Here is a 23,475-nt window from a genome sequence, read left to right on the forward strand (position 1 = left end):
CAAACAATAATGAAAATTAACTTTTTAAAATGGAAATGTGCTGCCGTACTGGGAATGCTGCTGTGCGTGACCGAGGGTGCATTTTCCCAGACTGCGACTGAGCCGTATGAAGGTGTGCCGGGCTGGCAGGAAAGCCAGGAAAAACGTATGGCATGGTTTAAAGAGGCTCGTTTTGGGCTGTTTATCCACTGGGGGCTCTACAGCGCGGCTGGCGGCAGCTTCGAAGGTAAAAAATATCCACAACATTATGCGGAATGGATACAGACTTGGGGTAAAATACCCAGCAAACAATATGCTGCGGTGCTGAAACCCAAATTTACATTGCGTTCTTTCGAACCAAAAGCCTGGGCCCGCCTGGCCAAAAAAGCTGGCATGAAATATATGGTACTGACATCCCGGCATCATGAAGGTTTCAGCCTGTTCAATAGTCAGCAACCATATGCGCTGAAAAACGAGGTCACCGGCACGGCTAACCTTTCGCCAGCAGGCAGAGACCTGTATCGGGAGATTATGCAGGCTTTTCGTCAGGAAGGATTGAAAGTAGGGGCCTATTACTCCTTGTTGGACTGGCAGCACCCAGATTCTTATGAAGCTTTCCAGCTCAATCCGAATATGGATAATCATCAGCCCGACCATAATCGCTATAAGGACTATCTTTATGGACAGATCAAAGAGCTGGCACAAAATTACGGAACCTTGGATATTCTGTGGCCTGACTTTAGCAGCAAAAAATACCATGGGGAGTCCTGGGGCACAAAACGCATCTTGACTGACCTGATCAAGTGGCAGCCCGACATCATTATAAACAATCGCTTTTGGGAAGGACTGGAAAACAAAAATGGCGATATCGGAACACCGGAAAAATACATTCCACCAACTGGTCTGCCAGGCATGTACTGGGAAGTCAGCCATACCATGAATGAAAGTTATGGCTATAGTGCCCATGATCAAAATTGGAAAAGCTTTCCTAAAATCATGCAGTTATTTGTCGAAACGGTCAGCAAGGGGGGCAACTTCCTATTAAATGTAGGCCCGGATGGAGATGGAGCGATTCCTGAGCCCGCAGTCCGGATACTGGAGCGCATCGGTGAGTGGATGCAAGTCAATAAGGAGGCTATCTATGGTACGAGCGCAAGTCCTTTTCAGTCACTGGACTGGGGGTATTGTACCCAGAAGGAGGACAGGCTGTACTTACATGTCTTCAACCGTCCTGCCAGTGGAAAAATCGAACTGCCGATCAAAAATAAAATAACTGCCGCCTATGTATTGGCTCAGCCTAAAAACAAACTGAAGTTTACGCTTAATGGCGGGAGGCCGACCTTGCCCGTGGAAGCTTTTGATATCGAAAAGGGGCCCCAGGTGATCGTGGTCGAAATCCAGGGGAAACCACTCGTGGAAGAAAGCCTGACGCAGACCCAGGCAGACGGTCGCATCATCATGAATGCCAATAATGCTAAACTACAGGCAGGAAAGGGACTTAAAATTATCGGCGCACATACACATGATCCCAACCGGCCAAATGCTATCGGACAATGGAAAAATCCAGATGACCGAGTTTACTGGGATATCAAGATCCAGAAGCCAGGACAGTACCGTGTTCTGATCAGCTACTTGCCTGATACCAAAAAACAAGGTAAGGTGACACTACAGGTACTCGGACAGCAACTTCCTTTTATTTTTGCCACAGAGGGTAATGGTTTTAAAGAAGTGGAACTGGGCAGGGTGGAGGTCTCCCAACAGGTGATCGGCGAGCCCAGTACACGGGTGACACTCATTGCTAGTGCAATAGAGGGTGAATCTCTACCGGAGATTGCCACGGTCTCTCTGGTACCTATAAAAGATTAATTATTATAGAAACGGAACAAACTAAATTATGATGATCTGATGAAAAGAAGAGAATTTATTGCGAAAGGAGTCGTCTCCTCGCTGGCTTTTACCATAGTCCCCCGGGTAGTTCTGGGCGGCAATGGCTTCCTAGCTCCCAGTGACCGTATTAACCTGGGCTTTATTGGTGTTGGTAAACAGTCATACACGCTCATGCACGGTTTAAACAATTGCAAGGAAATCAATACCTTGGCGGCTTGTGATGTAGACCGTAAAAAGCTACAGGCATTTATCGGCAGTACGACGAAGAAACTCAGTGAGCTGGGTAAGGCGCAGGGCGATGTCGCGCCCTATCATCATTACCGGGAACTTTTGCAACGTAAGGATATCGACGCCGTGGTGATCGCTACCCCTGATCATTGGCATGCGCAAATTGCTGTGGATGCCGCCAGAGCCGGAAAGGATATCTATTGTGAAAAACCGCTCGCATTGACCATTGCAGAAGGCAGGGCCATGGTGGATGCAACACGAAAATACAAACGCGTCTTTCAGACAGGCAGCATGCAACGTTCTTCGTATAACTTCAGACAAGCTGCAGAACTGGTATCTAATGGTTATATTGGGAAAGTAAAGGAAATCAACGTTTCTGTGGGCGAACCTGTCAAACAATGTGATCTGCCATCGATGCCAGCTCCGGATTACCTAGATTGGGATATGTGGGTGGGCCCCTCGCCTTATCGCGGCTATAATCCGATTTTAAGTCCGCCAATTGAAGATGATAAATGGGCTTGGTGGCGAGGTTATCGGGATTTTGGTGGCGGTTATATCACCGACTGGGGAGCACATATGTTTGATATTGTCCAATGGGCGCTGGGCATGGATAATTCGGGCCCTGTACAGTTTATTCCGCCCAAACAGGCTAATGCCAATAGCGGACTTTCATTTGTCTACGCGAATGGCGTGAAGGTCAACCATGTCGAGTGGGGGGTGCACAATGCCATACAGTTTATTGGCGAAAAAGGCAAAATAGAGGTGAGCAGGGAATTTATCCGCTCCAGTCCCGATAATTTGGCTGGTTTACAGCTTACTTCTTCCGATAGACGTCTCTATTACAGCGATAATCACTATCAGGATTTTGTGGATGCCATCAAGAAAAGAAGCAAACCTATATGTGATGTGGAGATAGGCCATCGTACCAGTACAGTCTGCAATGCCATCAATATTGCTTATGAACTTCAGAAAGATTTAAAATGGAATCCGAAACACGAGCAGTTTGATAATGAATATGCCAACCTGTTGCGCAGCCGGCCATACCGTGGAGAGTGGGATTTTCGTCAGTTCTAGTATAGCGGCGGTAGGTTTATGTCAGAAATGGGGAAAATGTATAGTTTCCCATTTCTGACATACCTTTTCAAATAAACAGTAGACGATAGTCATTATCACGGGAAACTGATTTACGTTCATCTTAAATAGGGTCTTTTATAGCAGGTATATTAAAATGACAGTCGCTGTGTTTGAGATTATTGTGTATTCTTCGCTGCTAAAATGAAGAACTGACAAAAAGAAAATTTGTTATTCTGGACGGATAATTGCTTTATTTGCATAAAACAATTATTACAAACCAAGCAAAGGGAAACACAGTTATGTCTCAATTAACAATTGTCGATCTGGCTAAAAAATTAGGCTTATCAAAATCAACCGTTTCCCGGGCATTTCGGGACAATGTGGATATTAATCCGGCTACAAAAGCTCGTATATTGGCGATGGCGGAAGAGATTGGCTTTTCTCCGAACGTGTATGCGAGTAGCCTTAAAGCCAATAAAAGTTTGACGATAGCCATCATCATTCCCGAATTTGGGAATAAGTTTTTCTCTCAGGCCATCAAGGGTATCGAGGCGGTAGCACGGTCCAAAGGTTATCATACATTGATCTACGTAACCGACCATCAGGTGCAGAACGAGGCTTCCATTGTCCGATCGCTGGTTAATGGTCGTGTGGACGGGGTCATTATCTCCGCCTCGGGTGAGGGCAAGGACCATTCACATATCCAGCTGCTGGAAGAACGCGGCATTCCGGTCATGTTCTTTGATAGAACCTACGACGACTGGAAGGGGGGGTATGTTACCGGTAACGATGCGGACTCAGCCTATATGGCGACTAAACATCTGCTGGAGAACGACTGTAAACGGATAGCCTATCTCGCTATCAATCCAGCTATATCCATTGGCAAAGTACGGAAAGACGGTTATGAAAAGGCACTTCGAGAAGCAGGACTACCGCCTGATCCCCGTCTTATTTTGGATACGGTAAACGATGCGGAGCAGAATATGAAGGATATTGCAAAACTCATTGAAGAAGAAAAGCCGGATGCCATATTTGCATCAGTCGAACGCCTGGCAATATCCAGTATTCGGGTAGCTAAGGCCCGCCGGATCCAGATTCCCGAGGAGCTGAAAATCATCTGTTTTTCTTGCCTTGACATTGCTGATCTGATTGATCCAGCGCTAAGCGTGGTCAAACAGCCTGCATATGAGATGGGCAAATTAGTGACAAAACTATTGCTCGAGAAGATGGAAGATCCCCACAATGATAAATTTGCTAATTCGGTTTATCTTGATTCCCAATTGATTTTTCAAAAATCTAGCCTGAAATAAGTAAAAAAATATTTGTTTTTTGAACAATCGTTCGTTAGTTTTGATCTACTTTCGGGAACATTCCCGAAAATATTTAAATAATCAATTTGTAGAATATTGGAAGGGAAAAAAGGTAAATCGCAAAGCGATTTCTTTTTTCTCAGATTTCGGGAACGTTCCCATAATCAAACCAATTAAAACTAATTATCGATGGGGAAACATATCGTTCGCTTATTGGGGTATCTGGGGATTTTGCTTCTTTTCGCTTCCTGCGCCAACAAAAAAGACATTATAGATACCGAACAGCCTGCTGTGGTGGAGCAGGGCCCTGCGGCGCTGGTCAGTACTTCTTCACCATTTATCTTTTTGGATCAGGAGATCACGCTCCGATTTGACCTATCGAAAGGAAATGCGGCGCTTAAAGGTAGTTCGGCTGATTTATACTTGCATGCGGGACTGGTCCCTGCTGCTGGAGGAAGCTGGCAGAACGTGGCGACGGACTGGAGCAAGAACGACAATGCCTACAAGCTTAAATTTGTTTCGCCAGGCATATATACATTCACCTGTGTGCCTTCAGTCTTCTTCGATGTAAACCAATCGGCTTCTTTTGGTCAAATGGCTCTTTTGATACGGAACGGGGATGGATCCCTCGTGCAACGCAACCGCGACAATTCAGATCTATTTCTTCCCCTGATGAGCGGTACGGAAGGAATCCGCTTTGTTTCCCCGGTCACACAGCCTACTGATCCAGTTCTGGCGGAACAGGATTATACCGTAGGTGAGACTGTCAGGCTGAAAGTACAGGGTAGCCATGTGGGGAAGGTTAGCCTGTGGGACAATGGTGTTAAATTAGCAGAAAGCAGTAATGTGCTCTCACTAGAAAAAGCCTTTATTTTAGAAACTGATGGCGTGCATCAGATGGAAGCCAGGCTGGAGATCAATGGGAAAAATGTCAGTACCAGGATGCAGCTATTGGCCCAAAAAAAACCGGCTATCGCTGCTCTTCCTGCTGGAATAAATCGCAACGGAGTCACGATAGACCGAACAAAAAAACAGGTCAGTTTTGCGCTGACGGCACCATCTAAAAAGACTGTTTATCTGCTGGGAGATTTTAACCAATATAAGGCATTACCTGCCTATGCTATGAGCCAGACTCCCGATGGGACATCCTGGTGGATAACATTGTCCGATCTGGACTTTTCTAAAAATCATACTTATCAGTTTCTGGTAGACGGGCAGCTGTTGGTGGCAGATCCATACGCTGGGCTGGTCCTTGATCCACAATATGATCCGGGTATGGGATTCAAACCAGTAGGTCTTCCCACTTATCCACAGGGCGCGCGCGGTATAGTGGCTGTACTTGATCTAACATCTGCATCTTATCCATGGAAGGTCAACTCCTTTAACAAACCTGCTGCAGGAGACCTGGTGATCTATGAGTTGCTGCTGCGTGATTTTGTGAAGGATCATCAATATAATACACTCAGGGACTCCTTGTCTTATCTCAAAAAACTGGGTGTCAATGCTGTAGAGTTGATGCCTATTCAAGAGTCGGAAGGAAATTCAACTTGGGGATATAATCCCTCTTTTCACCGTGCTCTGGATAAATATTATGGTTCGAAAAATGAACTGAAGGCTTACATCGATGCCTGTCATGAAAATGGTATTGCTGTCATTCTGGACGTGGTCTTTAACCACGCCTTTGGGCAGTCCCCGATGGTACAGCTTTATTTTGAAAATGGCCAAGTGGCGGCCAATAGTCCCTGGTTTAATACGGTGGCGAGACATCCGTTTAATGTGGGCTACGATTTTAACCATGAAAGCCCCTTTACTCAAGGTTTTGTGAAGGATATGCTGACGTATTGGTTACAGGAGTATAGGGTGGACGGCTTTCGTTTTGATCTGTCCAAAGGCTTTACGCAGAAAAACTCTGGGACTTCTGAAAATGATCTAAACACCTGGAACGCCTATGATGCTTCCCGTATAGCGATATTGAAGCAATATCAGCAGCATATCCGCGCCATCGATCCTAGCTGTTATGTGATTTTGGAGCATCTTGGCGGTGATGAGGAGGAAAAGGAGCTGGCTCAATCAGGTATGTTGCTATGGAACAATATGAATACTGTCTTTAACGAGGCGGCAATGGGTTGGCATGCCAACAATGGTTCGGATCTGGGCCGTCTGTTTGCTGCAGGTCACGGGATGTCAGGTCCTGCTTTTGTCTCCTATATGGAGAGCCATGATGAACAGCGTCTTGTGTACAAATGTCTGAATTATGGCAATGCTGCAGGAGCGTATTCGATCAAAAACCTTAACACTGCGCTAGAACGGATGGAACTGTCCGCTCTGTTTTTACTGGCATCACCGGGGCCTAAGATGATCTGGCAGTTTGGTGAATATGGCTATGACGTATCCATCGACGAGAATGGGCGGACAGGTGAGAAACCCCTACGTTGGGATTACCTCCAACAGGACAGACGAAGGCAGCTTTTTGGCGTCTATGCCGACCTGATTCGCTTTAAAACCCACAACCCTATTTTTCGCGACGGAAGGGTCGCGGAAGCAGCTGTGAAAGATGCCATAAAATACTACTTATTGGAGAAGGATGGGCAAGAGGTCGTGGTAGTGGGGAACTTTGGCGTGGAAGAGGCTGACTTTATATTGCCTAATGCGTTAAGGACAACTTGGAAAAGCAATTTTACAGCGAATACATTCGACTGGTCGCAGCAGAACAGCATCCGGCTTCGGGCTGGAACGTATCTGCTGTTGAGCAAAACTAAACTAAATAAATAAACAGTTATTTTATGAACAAACAGATGTTACGTCCATTTTGGGCCTTGAACATGTTACTCGGGGTGAGTGCCACGGCATTTGCGCAGCAAGCTACGCTTCAGGGAAAAGTAATGGACCAGAAAGGAAGTTCCTTAGTAGGCGCCACATTGCGCTTTGAGGACATTCAAAAATCACTGTCTACCAATGCAAACGGGGATTTTAGCTTGGATAGACTGAAGCCGGGCAAATTGCGGTTGAAAGTGAGCATGGTTGGCTATACCCCCTTGGATACCTTGATTGACGTTCAAGATGGCCGTAACCCTTTAAATTTATACCTCAGATCCGATGCGAGCCAACTGGAAGAAGTGGTCGTGATCGGTTACGGTACGCAAAAGAGAAGCGAGCTGACGGGTTCAATCAGCACCGTAACCTCAAAAGACTTCCAGAAAGGACAGATTTCTTCTCCCGAGCAGCTGATTGTGGGTAAGGTTCCCGGGGTGCAGATCACGACGAGTGGAGGGCAGCCTGGCGCCGGGAGCACCATCCGTATCCGGACGGGGGCATCATTAAATGCAAGCAACGACCCATTGATTGTGGTGGACGGTGTTCCATTGGCAGGCGGATCAGTATCTGGCGTAGCCAATCCCCTGAGCTTGATCAATCCCAATGATATCGAAACGTTTACGATCCTCAAGGATGCCAATGCAACTGCTATCTATGGATCAAGAGCGTCGAATGGGGTTATTTTGATCACGACAAAAAAAGGAAGCCGAACTGGAACGCAGATCAACTTTTCGACACAGAATTCACTCGCAACGGTTGCCAATAAAGTAAAGTTGCTCAACGCGGATCAAATTCGTGAATACGTCAACTCGAATGGCAGCGATGCAATGAAGGAATTATTGGGCACGGCCAACACTGACTGGCAGGATGTCATTTATGACAATGCATTTACGACTGACAATAATATCAATATCGCATCAAAAGCCGCAAACATGCCTTACCGTGTCTCGGTTGGCTATATGAATCAGGATGGCGTGCTAAAAAATGATAACCTAAAGCGGACAACGGCGGCATTGGCACTCACGCCAAAGTTTTTAGATAATCACCTGTCCTTGGATGTGAATGTACGCGGCACTTGGTCAAAATCCAAATTTGCCACACAGGATGCCATCGGTTCCGCGATCCAGTTTGATCCGACCCAACCCGTGTATGTGGAAGACAAAAACAGCTTTGGTGGATATTATGAGTGGATACAAGGAGGAAAACCCAACCCCAATGCGCCCCGCAACCCGCTGGCGCTGCTCGAGCTCCGCAAGGATAAGGGAGATGTGTTCCGGAGTATAGGAAATGCCAAATTGGATTATAGTTTTCATTTTCTGCCTGAGCTACATGCTAACTTGAATGTGGGGTACGATCTGGCGCGTTCAAAAGGAAATACATTTACGCCCGCTATTGCTGCCCGTAACTACAATGAAGGTGGTGAGCGTACCGAATATAAAACAGACATCAACAACCGGATGCTCGAGTTTTACTTGAAATATGATAAGGAGCTGCCTTCAATCAAAAGTACGATCGATGCGACATTGGGTTATGGCTATTATAAAAATAGTACCAAATCTTACAATTTTGCGCGTACCAATGAAGCAGGCGATGTGCTTACCTCAGTCAACCTCCCTTTTGACAAACCAGAAAACCTGTTGATTTCGTACTATGGACGCTTGATCTACACTTATGATAATCGGTATGTGCTATCTGGAACTTTACGTACAGACGGTTCCTCTCGTTTTAGCGCCGACAACCGTTGGGGATATTTCCCTTCGGTGGGTTTCACCTGGCGTGCAAAGAATGAAGGCTTTCTGAAAGATCATTCGGCTGTGTCGGATTTAAAATTACGGTTGAGTTACGGAAAAACAGGACAACAGGATGGGATAGCAAACTATTCCTACCTGCCCAATTATACCATAGGTGGTGACCAGTCGATGTACCGCTTTGGAAATGAATACTTTTACCTGTATTCGCCGGTCGTATATGACAGCGATATACGTTGGGAAAGTACCTCCACTTACAATGCGGGCATTGACTTTGGTTTTTATAACAATGTGCTATACGGTAGTATTGATTATTATTCAAAAAAGACAAAAGATCTGTTAAGCACGATTCCAATCGCGGTAGGATCAAACTTTAGCAACTTCCTACTAACAAATGTGGGCAACATGGAAAATCAGGGGCTCGAGGTTAACTTGCATGTGGTACCCGTGAAGTCCGAAAACTCCACGCTCGACCTGGGTATCAATTTTACCTACAACCGGAGTAAAGTAACGAATCTGACCTTATCAGATGACCCGAATTTCATGATCGAAACAGGGGGCATCCGCGGCGGTACAGGCAATAATATTCAAGCTCATATGGTGGGATATACCCCTTACAGCTTTAGGGCATTCCAGCAGGTGTACGATGAGCAAGGCAAACCGGTTGAGGGTGTTTATGTCGATCGCAATGCCGATGGCGTCATTAGTGACAGCGACCGGTATATGTACAAATCGCCATTGCCCAAATATCTGTTAGGTTTTACAGCAGCCTACTCCTACAAAAAATGGTCCGCAGCAACGACATTAAGGGCGAATCTGGACAATTATGTGTATGACAACGTATCCTCAAACTTTGGCAGTAGTTTCAATGTGATCGATCAGGCATCCTTGGTCATCAATAATGCGCCAGTGGACTTCCTGAATAGCAATTTTGGGGAAAAACAACTGCAAAGCGACTATTACATCAAAAACGCTTCGTTTTTGAAGATGGACAACATCAACCTTTCTTATCAGTTCGGCCAGTTTATCCGCAACAGTAAAGCCAATCTATCCATTTCGGCAACCGTGCAAAATGTTTTTACAGTATCCAAATACAAAGGGGTTGATCCCGAAATTTCCAACGGAATTGACGACCGTTTTTATCCGCGGCCAAGGACCTACGTGTTGGGAATCAATGTGAATTTTTAAGGATTAGATAAGGACATAAAATGTGAATTTTTAAGTGAAACACAATGAAAAAATTAAATAAATATCTATCAGCTTGCTTATTGGCCCTGGCGCTGTCCAGTTGCCATAAGGACCTGGATCTCAAGCCTACCAATGATGTGACTGCTGATGTAGCGTATAAGGATTTCAAAGGGTATACGATGGCTTTTGCCCGTTTGTATGGTACGATGGCGATGCCCAGCACGTCTGGACCCAATAATTCTGACCTCGGGGGGCTGGATCCCGGAACGTCCGATTTTCTACGTCTTTATTGGAACGCACAGGAGCTGACGACCGATGAAGCTGCATGCGCCTGGCTGAATGACCCAGGAATCAGCGGTCTAGATTACCTGAATTTTGATGATAGCAATCCAATGTTGCGGGGTTTGTACACCCGTTGCATCTATAGCGCGACGCTGGTCAATGAATTTTTGCGCGAGAGTACTGAGGCAAAACTAAATGAACGTGGTATCGCAGATGCGGATCGGGCCGAAATCGCTTACTACCGAGCCGAAGCCCGATTTTTGCGTGCTTTTAATTATTGGGTATTGCTCGATCTGTACGGAAATCCACCTTTTGTAACTGAAGAAACGCCAGTTGGCAAACTGCCTCCTCCCCAGATCAAGAGACCTGATCTATTTGCCTACGTGGAAAAGGAACTCCTCGAAGTCGCTGAGCAACTCAAAGGTACAAGACAAAATGTGTATGGTCGTATCGATCAGGCCGCGGCCTGGGGTTTGTTGGCCAGGCTTTACCTCAATGCCGAAGTGTACCTAGGGGCTGGCAATAAAAAATATACCGAAGCGATTACCTATGCCGAAAAAGTGCTGAATTCGGGGTATAGTCTTGGGGCCAGCTATGGCGAATTATTTCGTGCGGACAACGATGTCAACAATCCCGAGTTTATCTTTTATTTACCTTACGATGGTACCAAAACACAGAGCAAAGGCGGTACAACGTATTTAATTAATGCAGCCATTGATGCAACCATGAATCCAACGTCGTTTGGTGTGCCAGGAGGCGGCTGGGCTGGCAACAGAACACGCGACAATATCGCTACGATCTTTGGCGATTATTCCGGGGCGACCGATAAGCGGGCTATGTTCCATCTCAACGCCAGCGTCAAGATCGAGGACATGGCGGTATATAAGCAGGGATTGGCAGTCACCAAATTCCGCAATGTAAATAAAGATGGTACGACTGCTCCTCCAGCAGCTGAAGGTTTTGTGGCATCGGTAGATTTTCCTTTGATCCGCCTGGCAGAGATGCACTTGATTTATGCCGAAGCTACCCTGCGTGGTGGTTCGGGCGGAACAGTGGCCAAAGCCATTGACTATATTAATAAACTGCGAGTAAGAGCTTATGGAAATACCAGTGGCAAGCTGTCGAGCCTTTCCTTGGATGACATTCTTAATGAACGGGTGAAAGAACTGTATTGGGAAGGATTCAGACGGACGGATCTGATCCGCTATGGCAAATTCACAGGCGATAGCTACCTCTGGCCGTTTAAAGGCGGCGTATTGGCGGGACAAGCAGTACCGAGCTACAGGAACTTATTTCCGATCCCCGCAGCGGATATCATCGCGAATTCGAACTTGGTTCAAAACCCTGGTTATAACTAAGCGGAAAGTAAATCAGCCATTAAAGACATAATGGATAATAAAAGGAAGTAGATAAGTATTTTACACATGAAAATAATACATTATATCGGAATAGCTCTCCTCCTGTTGGTAGCATTCCAGAGTTGTAAAAAAGACGAAACCCAGGCTAGATTAAGTACTGGAGATGATGTGAAGGCGGCTAGTTTGACCTTAGACAAAAATAGTGTCACGCTGTCTAAACAGCATGCTGATGATACAGTGCTACGGCTGAAGTTTGTACAGCCTGACTTTGGCTTTCAGGCTGCGGTAAACAATGTACTGCAGTTTGGACTGAAGGGAGATGGCTTTAAGTCAGTGAAAGAAGTAGTCATTCCGAATGGCCATAACGAGATGGCTTTTACAGGCTTCGAACTAAACAGCTATTTGCTTGCGTTGGGTGTACCTACTGGAGAGATGTCTGACTTCGATATCCGGATAAAATCGAGCATTAACAATAAAATAGCTGCCGTATTCTCTCCGCTAGCGGCCCTTAAGGCTACTCCATATGCGTCGACAAGCTATTTGTATGCCATCGGTGCTTATGAAGATTGGGTTGAGGCGAACGCAGAATCGCTGATTTCTCCGACAAGCAATGGCATCTACACAGGAATAATCTATTTCCCAGAGGGAAAATTAACCTTTAAACTGACACCGGAACGTAACTGGAATAATTCGTATGGAGAAACAGAACCAGGGAAGATCGTTTATAATGGCGGTAAGGACATCAAGGCTCCGCGTGCAGGCAATCTAGAAGTTATCGTAAATACGACAGCCAACACGATCTCCTACAAAGATCATAGCTGGGGAATTATTGGTAGCGCGACACCGAAGGGCTGGGACGCGGATACGGACATGAAATATGATAACGCTAATCAGGTCTGGAAGTTAACCGTTGCCTTGGCGACAGGAGAAATAAAATTCCGTAAGAATCACGACTGGGGGACCAACTTCGGCGGCACCAATGGAGCATTGGTGGCCGGTGGTGACAATATTGCCGTCTCCACGGCAGGTACTTACGATATTGTCTTTGACCTCAACACCAATACATACACACTGACAAAAAAATAATCATGCTTATGCTAAAGAAAAATAGAATCCTTGCGACGATACTTATAGGACTGACAACGTTGGGATGGAGCCCCTTGATGGGGCAATCCATCCAGCGTGTTGAACCGCTCAACTGGTGGGTGGGTATGCAGAATCCTGAACTGCAGCTTGTCGTTTACGGGCCGCAGATCGGAAAAAGCGAGGTGAAGGTCGATGATGCGGGGATCGAACTGGTCCGGGTAAATCGAACCGGAAATCCCAATTACTTATTTTTGGATCTTCAGGTAAAGCCTAACGCAAAGCCGGGCTGGACAACCTTCACCTTCAGTCAGGGAAAGAAGCAATGGTCCTACCGCTACGAACTAAAATCACGGAATCACGAGGTCAAAGCTCAGGGAGTGACCAGCAAGGATCTCATCTATCTGATCATGCCTGACCGCTTCGCAAATGGAAATACAGCTAATGATCAAGTTAAGGGCATGCTCGACATGAGCCTCAACCGGGACTCGATGTATCTGCGCCATGGGGGAGACCTCGAAGGAGTGATTGGCAAACTGGACTACCTAAATGACCTGGGGGTAACCTCAGTCTGGCTGACGCCAGTACTGACCAATGATATGCCACTGGCTTGCTATCACGGCTATGCAAATACAGAGAACTATCACATTGATCCACGTTTCGGAACCAACGATACTTATGTGCAGCTGGGGCAACAGCTGCATAAGCGCAAGATGAAGCTGATCTTTGATGTCGTACCTAACCATGTTGGAAGCCATCACTGGACAGTGAAGGATAAGCCAATGGCTGACTGGCTGAATGAATGGCCAAGCTACACACAGACCTCTTATAAAGATCAAACTGTCTTTGATCCCTATGCTTCGGCCGAAGATAAAAAGAAGATGGTTAAAGGCTGGTTTGTACCCACCATGCCTGATATGAATCAACAAAATCCTTATGTACAGAATTATTTGACGCAAAGTCACATCTGGTGGATCGAGACCGCCGGTATAGATGGATTCCGGATCGATACCTATCCCTATAATGATCTCGATTTTATGGCTAAATGGACCGAACGTATTCAGCAGGAATACCCAAGTTTCACCTTTTTTGGCGAAACTTGGGTGCATGGTGTAGCTAACCAAGCTTATTTTCTGGGCGGTAAACGAGTGGGCCAGGATATCGACTCGAAGTTGATGGGCGTGACGGATTTTCAGCTCAACTACGCCATCGGTGATGCCCTCAATCAGAAGACTGAATGGACGGCTGGCGCCAACAAACTTTATTCGACACTAGCGTCGGATTACCAATATCCTCATCCTGACCGGAACGTACTCTTTTTGGATAACCACGATAAAGACCGCTTTTTCTCTGTAATAGGCGAAAATGTTCAGAAGTATAAGTCGGCCATGGCTTGGTTACTAACTACGCGTGGTATTCCACAATTGTATTATGGTGCTGAGATCCTCATGAAAAATTTCTCCAATCCGGATGGTCTGCTGCGGGAAGATTTTCAGGGCGGTTTCCCCGGTGACAAGACGGATAAGTTTAATGTTGCTGGAAGAACAGCCGCTGAACAGGATGTGTGGAACTATGTCCGTACACTTGCCAATTACCGCAAAGCCCATCCAGTACTGCACACCGGAAAGACTATGCAATATGTACCTGAAGATGGTGTATATGTTTATTTCCGTTACGACGAGCAGCAGACTGTTATGGTCGTGATGAACTGCAACGATCAGGAAAAGGAAATCAAACTGGACCGTTTTGCTGAAAGGAACGGCGGTGCAACTGCATATATTGACATTGTCAGTCAAGCGGCCGTGCCCACGGCCAACCATAGCCTGAAGCTGGCAGCTTACGAGACGAAAGTACTGGATATTAAATTTTAACAACAACGAGTATCTAAAGTTCATTTTTGAAATGATTAATTATACGAACGTAAAAGCCGTGATATTTGATTTGGACGGTGTGCTGGTGGATACGGCAGTCTACCATTATCAAGCTTGGCGCAGGTTGGCGGATAGCTTGGGTTACTCTTTTTCTGTTGAAGATAATGAGCAACTGAAAGGCGTCAGCCGGGTGGGATCGCTCGAACTGATCCTTAAATGGGCAGGGCTAGAAAAATCCGAACAGGAAAAAGAACAGTTGCTAGCTCAAAAAAATCAATGGTATTTGAGTCTGATCGAGCAGCTACATCCCGGACATTTGCTACCGGGAAGCTTGGATTTATTGCAAAGGTTGAAGACAAAGGGCATGCGGATCGCGCTCGGATCGGCGAGCAAGAACGCATTGGGTATCCTTCAGAAGACGGAGATCTTGAATTATTTTGACGCATTGATCGATGGCAACGTGGTACAGGCCTCCAAGCCTGATCCTGAGGTGTTTCTGAAAGGTGCTGAAGCTCTGGGAATAGAGCCGGCCCATTGCCTGGTACTGGAAGATGCTCAGGCTGGTATTGATGCCGCAAAAGCGGCCCGAATGCAGGTTGTGGGTATTGGTAGCGCCGAAAATTTAAAAAGAGCGGATGATGTAGTGGGCGACCTGACAGCCCTTGTAGATAAATTTTAAATGATAGCAGCAATAAGGAATGAAAACATATATAAAGCACGATCCATGGCAAATTATTGAAGACGCGTTTAGACCCGAACACAACGAATTTTCAGAGAGCATCTTCGCCATTGGAAATGGGCGGATGGGCCAAAGGGCCAATTTTGAAGAATATTTCAGTGGAAAAACATTGCAGGGATCTTATCTTGCAGGTATCTATTACCCCGACAAAACGCGGGTAGGCTGGTGGAAAAACGGTTATCCTGAATACTTTGCCAAAGTAATTAATTCGTTTAACTGGATAGGCCTGGATATCCGGATCAACGGTCAGCGTCTGGATCTGGCTCAGGCGAACATAAGCTCTTTCGAGCGCCGTCTGGATATGCAACGCGGGATTCTGCATCGAACTTTTGTCGCTTCGATGCCTGATGGTAGCAAGGTGCGCGTTGAAGCTAGTCGCATGTATCACCTTTTCGCCTCCGAAACGGCTTCACTACAGTACCGCCTGCAGGCGCTTACGGAGGATCTGCATGTGGAGGTCAGCTCCATTTTAGACGCTGAGGTGATAAACAGAGACAGCAACTACGATGAGAAATTTTGGGAACCTATCACCCAAGGACAACATGGTGCTAACCTCTTTGTATGTTCACGTACCAAAAAAACAGCGTTCGAAGTCTGTGCTGAGCTGGAAACACGCGTCACCGCTGACAAAAAATCCGTAGAACTTAATGGAGTGACTTCTGATACGGGATACATGGCTGCAAACTACATAACGACATTAGGCAGTTTGCAGACGCTCTGTATAGAAAAGAGAGTGGCCATTGTCACGTCAGAAAACCATCCGAAAGAACGATTAAGGGAAATTGCTTCAGCACATTTGATTGCGCTGCAAAGCGACGATTTTGAGCAGCTACAGAAAAAGCAAGCAGCTGCCTGGGCGACGATCTGGGCTGAAAGTGATATCGAGATCTTTGGTGATGTTGCTGCGCAACAGGCCATCCGTTATAATATCTTCCAGCTCAACCAAACGTACACCGGCGAAGATGCACGATTAAATATCGGACCAAAAGGCTTTACCGGTGAGAAGTATGGTGGTGTGACCTATTGGGATACTGAAGCTTATTGCATCCCATTTTATCTGGCAACACAATCGCCACATATAGCCCGTAACTTGCTACTGTATCGGTATCAACAACTGGGCAAGGCCATAGAAAACGCCGAAAAACTAGGATTCAGTGGAGGTGCTGCGCTCTTTCCAATGGTGACCATAAACGGGGAGGAGTGCCATAATGAGTGGGAAATTACTTTCGAAGAAATCCATCGCAATGGGGCTATTGCGTTTGCCATCTACAATTATGTACGCTATACAGACGATCAGGAGTATATTTGGACCCATGGCCTGGATGTGCTGGTCGCCATTAGCAGATTCTGGGCGCAACGTGTGAATTGGAGCGCCGAAAAACAGCGATATGTCATGCTGGGAGTCACGGGGCCAAATGAGTATGAAAATAATGTCAACAACAACTGGTATACCAACCGGATCGCATCCTGGTGTCTGGAATATACATTGAACTGCTTGCAACAATGCGAAAGCAAGACGCCTGGGACATATACTGCTTTGTTGGATAAACTCAAAATCGATGTTGAAGAACGTGAACAGTGGAAGCATATTATCGATAATATTTACTATCCTTATGATGATAAGAGAAAAATATATTTGCAGCAGGATGGCTTTCTCGACAAAGAGCTGATTCCAGTACAGCAACTAGACCCGGCACAGCGCCCCATCAATCAAAAGTGGAGCTGGGACCGGATCCTGCGCTCCTGTTATATAAAACAAGCAGATGTACTGCAGGGATTTTATTTCCTGGAGGATCAGTTTGATCAGGATACGCTGGCCCGTCATTTTGAATTTTATGAGCCTTTGACTGTACATGAAAGTTCGTTGTCACCCTGTGTGCATGCGATATTGGCCGCCAAACTTGGCAAAGCCGCCAAAGCCTACGAATTCTATCTGCGGACCTCACGGCTGGATCTCGATGATTATAATAACGATACGGAGGATGGTCTGCACATCACATCGATGGCAGGCACATGGATGACCATAGTGGAGGGATTTGCAGGCATGCGCGTCAGCAACGGGCAGCTATACTTAAATCCAATGCTGCCACCGGAGTGGAAAGGCTATAAGTTTCGCATCTTGTTTCGTGGGGCGACCTTGCTGATTACGGTCTCTGCTGATGCCTACACAATCGAAAATATCAGCGATAACCCAGCGAATATCAGTACGCCGTCGGACTCGTTTGTACTGGCTGCACATAGCCGAAGGGAGATTGCTCAAGTTCGGTAAAATCCATACCCACAGCAGGCCAGGCTCTGTTTTGCCTGCTGTGGATGGTGGCTAAATGGGAATTAAATTGTATTTTGTGTTAAATTTTGATAACCTATCATGGGAAATAAACCCGAATTAAGTATACGCCAGGTCATGAATATGAGTTTTGGGTTTTTAGGGATACAAATGGGCTTTGCTTTGCAGAACGGCAATGCTTCCCGTATCCTGCAAACTTTTGGAGCTGATGTAGAACATCTGTCGTTGTTCTGGCTGGCGGCACCGATCACAGGCATGATCGTTCAACCTATTATCGGCCACTATAGCGACCGAACGTGGACTCGTTTGGGACGTCGGCGACCTTATATTTTGATCGGTGCGATCCTAACCACGTTGACGTTGTTTTTGATGCCGAATGCGGCATTGTTTACCGCATTGCTGCCACCCCTGTGGATAGGAGCTGGCCTATTGATGTTTATGGATGCATCAATCAATGTGACCATGGAGCCATTTCGGGCACTTATCGGCGATAATCTGTCCAGTAGGCAGCGTAGTCTCGGCTTTTCTGTCCAGACCTTCCTCATTGGCGTGGGCGCCGTTGTCGGTTCACTGCTGCCTTATATCTTTACTAAGTACCTGAGTTTTGGAGGGACTGCTCCGGCTGGCCATGTGCCAGAAAATGTAATTTACTCATTTTATGCTGGGGGATTGGTACTGCTGTGCACAGTGTTATGGTCGGTCATAAAAACACGGGAATATAGTCCACAGGAGCTTCGGTCTTTTAGCGAAAGTACTGTGCAGGCGGAAGAAAGTACAGCAGTTTTTGGCCTAGGGACTATCATACGTGATATCAAAGCTATGCCAGCTGTCATGAAAAAGCTGGGTTGGGTACAGTTCTTCTCATGGTTTGCTTTATTTATGATGTGGGTATATACGACGCCGGCGATCGCCGAATCGGTTTTTTATCTCCACGAGGGTAACAGACAGGATCTATATATGGAAGCAGCAAACTGGGTAGGTGTACTTTTTGGGATCTACAATGGTGTTTCGGCAATCTATGCACTCTTTATCCCGAGAATTGCCAGACGCTACGGCCGTGGCGCAACTCACGCCTTTGGTCTCGTGGTCGGCGGCCTCTCCTTAATTTCGCTGTTTCTGATCAAAGATGCCAATCTGCTGATACTGCCTATGATCGGCATTGGTATTGCCTGGGGAAGTATTTTGGCCATGCCTTATGCGATTTTGAGCGATCATCTTCCGGCAACCAAGATGGGGGTATATATGGGACTCTTCAACTTTTTTATTACGCTGCCGCAGATTGTCTGTGGTTTTTTTGGCGGAATGATCATCAAATTAGTTTTTCACGGCCAATCGATCTATGGGTTGCTGCTGGCGGGCATATTTATGTTTCTGGCAGCGTTCTTTGTTCCGAAAAATAAACAGTAAGGCTAAATAGCCTAAATTGAAAAAGAACCAAATTCCACGGATATCTGGTTCTTTTTCAATATAAACTACCACCATATACCCCGCAGTTTCGATACAGGGTTTCACGACTTTTTTGTCAGATCAGCTATTTTCGGCCATATAAACACTGGGTGGCATACCATAATGTTTATGGAAATCTCTTGAAAAGTTGGACTGTACACTATAGCCGACCATGGTCGAAATCTGCGTAATATTATATTCCTTTTGAACGAGCAGTTCAGCAGCTTTTTTTAACCTGGATATATTGATCAGTTCGTTGGGGCTCAGATCTGACAGACCCTTGATCTTGCGATATAAGGTTGGGCGGCTCATATTCATTAGCCTTGCCAGCTCATCTACATTCAGATCAATGTCGGAGATGTGTTCATAAATGACACTGTTGAGCTGGCTGATAAAGTCTTTGTCAGGCGCTGAGACATTGATGTCGGTCAGATTAGTAGCCGAAGAGTTGGTGAAATATTGTTTGATGATCTTTCGGTTGTTCAGGATATTACGGATCTGTACCGTCAGAAATTCTAAAGAAAAAGGTTTCTCAATATAGGCATCGGCCCCTATTTTTAGGCCCTGAATTTTGGCATCGAGCGCATTTTTTGCAGTGAGGAATATAACGGGAATGTGGCTGTAGAGAATATCACTTTTGATGCGCTTGCATAAAGTGATGCCATCCATAATCGGCATCATGATATCTGTGAGTACAAGCTGTACATTGTCACGGTCGAGGATTTCTAGCGCCTCAGCACCGTTACTGGCCCTTAAAACCGCGTAATCTGTCTTTAGTTCCTTATTGAGATAAGCCAATATTTCCTTGTTGTCTTCAACAATGAGAACTATAGGTTTTTCGGCATCTTCGTCCTCTTCTGTATAAAGTTTACGGTCCTCCTGTTCGGCGGCCTCTTCGAGAAGGGGTGTGATGTCGAGTGATTGCTCCTGAACGATAGGGACGGACAGCAGGAAGATATTACGATTTTCTTCAGTGAAGACCAAGGACAGCGTGCCCTGATGCAGTTCGACGAGCGAACGGGATAGGGGAAGACCAATGCCGGTGCCTGTGTCTTTATTGGATTCATTCAGACGATAAAAAGGTTCAAAGATTTTTTCCCGCTTGTCAAAAGGGATGATGTCGCCGTCATTGCGGAATTCAATATTGAACATGATATCGTCGCTGTTGAAGGGTAGCAATTTGATATGGACCTGTTGGGCTGCATATTTGATGGCGTTGTGGATCAAGTTGGTAAATATCTTGCGTAAGGCTTCTTCGTCGACCTGTGCGGTTAGCGTGATCCGGGGTAGTGAAAGATCGTATTGCAGCATCTTTTCTTTTGCCAGGCCATTAAGGTCATTGAATACGTCCAGTAGTAAGCTGTTGATGTCGGTTTTTGTAAAGATAAGGCTCATATTATTTGTTTCTGCTTTTCTAAAATCCAGGAGCTGATTGGTCAGCCTGATCAGCCGGGTTGTGTTTTTGTCGATAAGGGCCAGATCATTCAGCATGTCCCCGTCTTGGGACTCACTTGTGCGAATCAGTTTTTCCAGCGGCATCTTGATCAAGGTCAATGGTGTACGGATCTCATGCGCCAGGTTGGTGAAAAACTCAAGTTTGAGGTTATATACTTCCTGTTCTTTTTTGCGCTCGTAATTATCCATTTTTTGTGCATTGTTTGCTTTGATCAATAGGAAATAGTACCGTAGGATCAGAGCAGTAATGGTACTTAGTGTTAAAAAATATAAGATATAAGCCCAGGTCGATGACCACCAAGGGGGCGATACAATGATCCGCAGTTCCTTTCCGGCCGGATTCCAGATACCGTTGTTATTGGCTCCGTTAAACTTGAAGGTATACGTGCCTGGTGGCAGTTTATTGTAGTATATCTTTTGGCTGCCCTTGATATCAGTCCAACCCTTGTCATACCCTTCCATGATGTACCGGTATGTATTGCTTTCGGGAGAAACGAAGCTGAGTGCAGCAATATTAAAACTGATGTTGGAATTGTCGTAGCTCAGCTTAATCTCTTTGGTCAGGGAGAGCGACTGGGGTAGTGGTCCGGCCTTATCTACGGCGATTTCGCTGTTGTTGATCTGAATACTACTGATAAATATGGGCGGCACAAAGCTATTTTTAATAGATTTCTTGGGGTTGAAGCTGACCATGCCTTTAATGGTTCCGAAATAGAGCGTTCCATCCTCGTCTTTAAAAGCTGAATTATAATTGAACTGATCTGCCGGAAGACCGTCTCTCGAGGTATAGATCACCCGTTTGGCTCTCCCTTCGTCTAGCCGTACCAGCCCCCGGCCGGTGGTGATCCAAATACTACGGTTATCATCTTCAAGCACTTTGAAAACCTGATTGGAAGGTAGACCAGATTCGGTGAGGTAGTTGGTAAAGGTACCATCACGACGGTATTTGGAAAGCCCGCTTTCTGTACTTAGCCAGATATTATTTTTACTGTCTTCAAATAAGCCGTTGACATAATTGTTGACCAGACTATGGCGTTTGCCCGGTGTAGAATAAAGTCTGTTTATAGCTCCGGTATGCCGATGGTAGCGGTATACGCCATCCCCATAAGTGTTTACCCAAAGGATACCGTCGCTATCTTCATAGATGCCCTGGATCCAGGCTGCGATGGGCATTAGATCAAAGCTATCCGTATGGATATTGTAGGCATAGAGGGCACGGTCCGTTCCCAATAGCATAGTATTATCTTTGGTTTTATAAATACAGACCACAAAATTGCTCTGTAAACTGCCTTTGCCGATCTGGTCATAATGTCGTTTGAGCTTTCCAGTTTTGACATCCAGCACATCGAGACCATGTGTGGTGGACCCGACCCACAGCTCGTTTTTATAGGTAGCCAGACCGTGGATGTTATTGTGTGTTATGCTGCCCGGCTTGCCATCAGCAGTAAATCGGCTGATTTGACCGGAAGCTGGATCAAGTTTATTTAACCCCCCATCTTCGGTGCCGATCCAGAAGTAGCCGTACGAATCCTTGTAGATTTCATGTACGATATTTCCTGAAAGCGCATTGCGGCCAAAGCCAGATAGATATTTTTTGAAGTTATCAAACTGCCTGCTATATTGGTTGAGACCGCCGAAGAATGTTCCGGCCCAAATATTGTCTTCCCGGTCTCTGTAGAAATCCAGTACTACGTTGTCCGATAGTGCAAATGGGTTGAAAAAGTCTTTTTTGATCCGCTGTACTTTACGAGTAGCGATTGCATAGCTATATATTCCGGATTCTGTGCCAAACCAAAAGAGCCCAGGCGACTGCTCGATAATGCAGTTTACCTGAATGACTTGCTGCGGAAAGCTGCCTGCAAATATATTCTGGAGCGAAGCCTTTTTCCTATCGTACAGGTAAGCCGCATTGGTTGTACCGACGAGCAGCAGAGAATCATTTATTGGATATATTGTTTTGATTGCTGACAATTGCTTTTCCGGATCTGCAAGCTGGACCTGTGTAAAGCCCCGCTGCTTGCTATATTGTCTAAGTACATTTTTGTCATCTACTGTCCACAGACCGTTTTCACCGGTACAGGAAATCGTCGTGATCTTGCTTTTGTCTTGATTAGCCGGCTGTAGGTCGGAGGTGAAGGGGTTGTAGCAATAAAGCTTTCCATTCGACAAAATCCAGATATAACCTGCAAATTCTTTAATGCTATTTACTTCACCAGCTGGTATCTTGTCAAAAAAAAGGAAATGTTCTCTTACTGGATCGTAACGGTACGTCCCCCGTGTGGTCCCGATCCACATCATACCCCGCTGGTCGGTCAGCAAACTCAATATCGAGGAGCTTCCGACACTCAGCGAATCCGCTACATTATGTCTGAAAATCTTGAACCTGTTGCCGTCAAAGCGGTTTAGCCCGTTCCGGCTTCCCAGCCAGAGAAAGCCCTGTACATCCTGAGTGATACACGTGACGGTATTGTTTGACAGTCCTTCGGTGGTCTGATAGCTTTTAAAATAGAGGGACTGTGCCTGCAGGTTGGACCAGGCAAGCAGTAGGTATAGGATAGGTATAATGGTTATTCGTATCAAAGTGTATAATCTTCACCTAAAAATAGGCAATAAAAAAGAAAAAAAAGAGATTTGCTGATACGCTCTGATATAAAATTGAGACGCTGTGATTGGTATGAACGGATGGATTTGGCGATTTTTATAGGTAAGAAATAACCAAAATTAAA

The 23,475-nt window shown here is 45.8% G+C and carries 12 protein-coding genes; 11 read left to right on the top strand and 1 reads right to left on the bottom strand.

The annotated features are described in order from the left end of the window. Positions 1 to 9: 9 nt before the first annotated feature. From FGL37_RS14400 to FGL37_RS14450, 11 genes are all read left to right on the top strand, one after another. Positions 10 to 1,845, top strand: a complete 1,836-nt coding sequence (locus FGL37_RS14400) for an alpha-L-fucosidase (protein WP_051606819.1) — start codon at positions 10 to 12, stop codon at positions 1,843 to 1,845. Positions 1,846 to 1,884: 39 nt separating this feature from the next. Further along, positions 1,885 to 3,168 carry a Gfo/Idh/MocA family protein gene (locus tag FGL37_RS14405; RefSeq protein WP_028069785.1) on the top strand — a complete coding sequence of 428 codons (1,284 nt, stop codon included), beginning with the start codon at positions 1,885 to 1,887 and terminating at the stop codon, positions 3,166 to 3,168. A 299-nt stretch (positions 3,169 to 3,467) separates the two neighbouring features. After that, complete coding sequence (locus FGL37_RS14410) at positions 3,468 to 4,478, top strand: LacI family DNA-binding transcriptional regulator (protein WP_028069786.1); 1,011 nt, start codon at positions 3,468 to 3,470, stop codon at positions 4,476 to 4,478. A gap of 189 nt (positions 4,479 to 4,667) precedes the next feature. Further along, the gene (locus FGL37_RS14415; RefSeq protein WP_028069787.1) at positions 4,668 to 7,250 is read left to right on the top strand and encodes an alpha-amylase family glycosyl hydrolase; all 2,583 of its coding nucleotides are present in this window, start codon (positions 4,668 to 4,670) and stop codon (positions 7,248 to 7,250) included. 11 nt (positions 7,251 to 7,261) lie between these two features. Then, positions 7,262 to 10,228 carry a SusC/RagA family TonB-linked outer membrane protein gene (locus tag FGL37_RS14420; protein WP_028069788.1) on the top strand — a complete coding sequence of 989 codons (2,967 nt, stop codon included), beginning with the start codon at positions 7,262 to 7,264 and terminating at the stop codon, positions 10,226 to 10,228. A gap of 44 nt (positions 10,229 to 10,272) precedes the next feature. Beyond that, a complete protein-coding gene (locus FGL37_RS14425; protein ID WP_028069789.1) occupies positions 10,273 to 11,868 on the top strand; it encodes a RagB/SusD family nutrient uptake outer membrane protein in 1,596 nt (531 codons plus the stop codon). A gap of 66 nt (positions 11,869 to 11,934) precedes the next feature. After that, positions 11,935 to 12,954 carry a SusE domain-containing protein gene (locus FGL37_RS14430; RefSeq protein ID WP_051606821.1) on the top strand — a complete coding sequence of 340 codons (1,020 nt, stop codon included), beginning with the start codon at positions 11,935 to 11,937 and terminating at the stop codon, positions 12,952 to 12,954. Positions 12,955 to 12,962: 8 nt separating this feature from the next. Then, positions 12,963 to 14,822 carry a glycoside hydrolase family 13 protein gene (locus tag FGL37_RS14435; RefSeq protein WP_028069790.1) on the top strand — a complete coding sequence of 620 codons (1,860 nt, stop codon included), beginning with the start codon at positions 12,963 to 12,965 and terminating at the stop codon, positions 14,820 to 14,822. Between the two features lie 31 nt (positions 14,823 to 14,853). Then, complete coding sequence (gene pgmB / locus FGL37_RS14440) at positions 14,854 to 15,501, top strand: beta-phosphoglucomutase (RefSeq protein ID WP_037533156.1); 648 nt, start codon at positions 14,854 to 14,856, stop codon at positions 15,499 to 15,501. A gap of 19 nt (positions 15,502 to 15,520) precedes the next feature. After that, the gene (locus tag FGL37_RS14445; protein ID WP_028069792.1) at positions 15,521 to 17,830 is read left to right on the top strand and encodes a family 65 glycosyl hydrolase domain-containing protein; all 2,310 of its coding nucleotides are present in this window, start codon (positions 15,521 to 15,523) and stop codon (positions 17,828 to 17,830) included. A 99-nt stretch (positions 17,831 to 17,929) separates the two neighbouring features. Further along, complete coding sequence (locus FGL37_RS14450) at positions 17,930 to 19,255, top strand: MFS transporter (protein WP_028069793.1); 1,326 nt, start codon at positions 17,930 to 17,932, stop codon at positions 19,253 to 19,255. Positions 19,256 to 19,375: 120 nt separating this feature from the next. Here the strand turns inward: FGL37_RS14450 and FGL37_RS14455 are convergent, their stop codons facing one another. Further along, positions 19,376 to 23,329, bottom strand: a complete 3,954-nt coding sequence (locus FGL37_RS14455; protein ID WP_028069794.1) for a hybrid sensor histidine kinase/response regulator transcription factor — start codon at positions 23,327 to 23,329, stop codon at positions 19,376 to 19,378. Positions 23,330 to 23,475: the final 146 nt, after the last annotated feature.

Origin of the sequence: Sphingobacterium thalpophilum (genome assembly GCF_901482695.1) — a bacterium.
Taxonomy (GTDB): domain Bacteria; phylum Bacteroidota; class Bacteroidia; order Sphingobacteriales; family Sphingobacteriaceae; genus Sphingobacterium; species Sphingobacterium thalpophilum.